Origin of the sequence: Nocardia sp. NPDC060220 (assembly GCF_042727815.1) — a bacterium.
Taxonomy (GTDB): Bacteria; Actinomycetota; Actinomycetes; order Mycobacteriales; family Mycobacteriaceae; genus Nocardia.
The window spans coordinates 1-2173 of sequence record NZ_JBHWZY010001028.1; the positions used below are offsets into that span (position 1 = coordinate 1).

The window sequence follows — 2173 nt, forward strand, 5'->3', positions numbered from 1 at the left end:
GCGCCACCGAACCCCAACGATCCCAGCGTGTAGACGAACGCCGCGGCGACCGCGGCACCGAGGAAGCCGAACCAGATGAATCCGCCCGTCGCCGTGAGGCCGAACGCACCCATCGCGATCACGATCGCCAGGGACGCACCGGCGTTGACGCCGAGCAGGCCGGGCCCGGCCAGCGGGTTGCGAGTGAGCCCCTGCATCACCGCGCCCGCCAGCGCCAACGCGACACCGGCGAGGAGTCCCGCGACAGTTCTGGGCAGCCTGATGTAGCGCACGACCCGGTCGGTGTCGGTCCCCTGGAAATCGGTGAACGCGACCACGGCCTGGTCGAGGGTGAGCGGGTGCGAGCCGATCAGGATGGACGCGACGCAGACAGCCACCAGCGCGGCGCCGGCCACGATCGGACCGGCGCCGCGAGCGGTGCGCGTCACCGCCGGAACAACTCGGGATGGATCAGGGTGGCGACCAGTTCAGTCGAGTGTGCGATCCGCACCCCTGCCGCCCGGTCGGCGAACAGGAACGGGTGCACAGTCGCGTTCCGCACGGCCGCCAGATTCGCGAATGCCGGGTTTCCGACGATCTTGTCGACCTGGGGCTGACCGTCGGCGCGCGTGTAGGTCGCCTTGCAGCACAGGCTGGTCAGGATGATGTCGGGGTCACGGGCGATGAGCTCTTCCGCGCCGACTGGCACGTTGCGCTTCGCGGTGAGATCGGCGAAGGCATTCACGCCACCGGCGGCCTCGATGATCTGGGTGATGAAATCGATGCCGCCTGCCACGGTGTAGGAGCCGTCGTCTTTGGGGGTGACGACCGCGACCCGCGGCTTCCCGGCGTTGCCGACCTTGGCGCGGACCGCGTCGATGCGTGAACTCAGCTGCGTGACAACTTCTTCGGCGCGCTCGGAGGTGCCCCAGAGGGCACCGAGGTCGCGCAGGTCGGCGTACACGTTGTCGAAGCGCACGGTATCGGGGTCGATCGCCTCATCGGCGAGCCCGTCGGCACTCGGGCACAGCGGACTCAGCACCCAGGTGCGCACACCCAACTCGTGCAGGCTCGCCCTGGTGCCGACGCTGTTCTGCGCCGAGGACGCGAACACCCCGTTGAAACCCGACATGACGAAGTCGGGTCGCTGGGCGAGCAGTTCGTCGCGACTGGGCAACTTCTCGACGTATGGCGAGCGTGCCTGCGCGCCGACGTACTCCGGAAGCACGGCGGAGTCCAGGAATGCTGTCCCCACCAGCCGATCGGTGACACCGAGCGCGTGCGCGATCTCGATCGACGGCTGATACGCCGCGTAGATCCGCTGCGGTGGGCCATCGACGGCGACGTCGATCCCACAGTTCACGCGGGTGACAGCAGCTGCGCCCTCCGCGTCGGAGAGGGGTTGCACACCACAACCGGTGACAACGATCGTGCAGGCGAGCAACGCGCCGGAACGTAGGCGCGCGAAAACAGAGCGGGTCAAGAGACGGCCTTCCAGGTCCTCGTGGAATGGGGTACTGCGTAGCCGTGGCCGGTCTCCTGGCTGACGGGATAGTGCGCGGTGAATCCACCTTCCCAGGGCAGGGCCCCAGTGGCTCCGGATGACAGATGTCGTCCGGATCGATTCACAACTCCCGATCACAGTGGCGAGGGCCGCACCGGTTCTACACCGGTTTCCCGAACACCACGGCTGGTGAACTGTAGCAACGTCGACTGCATCGAGGGGGCGGCGCCGGGGCGGGGTGCTCGCGCGCGGTCGCCGAATCCGATACACAGCCGACTCCCAGCCGGGTCCCACCGGGCTCGACGGTTGCGCCGCGAAGATTCAGCTATCGGCCGAGCACTTCGGCCGGCCGACGATCTCGGCGGTGAGATCGAAGATCAGGAGGAACGCTCATGAGAATGAAGTCGACAGTGGCCAAGACCGCGGTGGCGGGCACTCTCGCCCTCGGGGTGCTGGGTGCCACGGCGGGCGTGGCGAGCGCGGATCCGGGTGGGCACGACCAGCAGCGGCCCGGGCAGGGTCAGGAGCACCGGCCGCAGCAACAGCCGGAGCATCACAACGACGCGCCGCAGCACGGCTTCTGGTTCTTCGGCACCTGGGTTCCCCTGCCCTGAGCCTCACCGCGGACCCGGTGCTCCCCGGGTCCGCGGTGCTCGTCTGTGCGAGTTGCGGTGCAGGACTTCGCTGTCC

At 68.4% G+C, this 2173-nt stretch carries 3 protein-coding genes and 1 riboswitch; of the genes, 1 reads left to right on the forward strand and 2 read right to left on the reverse strand.

What is annotated here, in order from left to right; genetic code table 11:
- The coding region (locus ACFWF3_RS33205) for an iron chelate uptake ABC transporter family permease subunit (RefSeq protein ID WP_379317880.1) at positions 1-428 on the reverse strand (428 nt) is incomplete at its 3' end.
- Entirely contained in the window at positions 425-1462 is a 1038-nt protein-coding gene (locus ACFWF3_RS33210; RefSeq protein ID WP_379317882.1) for an ABC transporter substrate-binding protein, read from the reverse strand. The genes ACFWF3_RS33210 and ACFWF3_RS33205, both read right to left, overlap by 4 nt.
- 28 nt (positions 1463-1490) lie before the next feature.
- A riboswitch (cobalamin riboswitch) is annotated at positions 1491-1683 on the reverse strand.
- A 198-nt stretch (positions 1684-1881) separates the two neighbouring features.
- Between ACFWF3_RS33210 and ACFWF3_RS33215 the strand changes: the two genes are divergently transcribed.
- Positions 1882-2097, forward strand: coding sequence for a hypothetical protein (locus ACFWF3_RS33215; RefSeq protein WP_379317884.1), 216 nt, complete (start codon positions 1882-1884; stop codon positions 2095-2097).
- The last annotated feature ends 76 nt before the right edge of the window (positions 2098-2173 follow it).

Bases quoted from the DNA above. Each gene is read 5' to 3' on its own strand.
- ACFWF3_RS33215 (WP_379317884.1), top strand. From the start codon at position 1,882: ATGAAGTCGACAGTGGCCAAGACCGCGGTGGCGGGCACTCTCGCCCTC.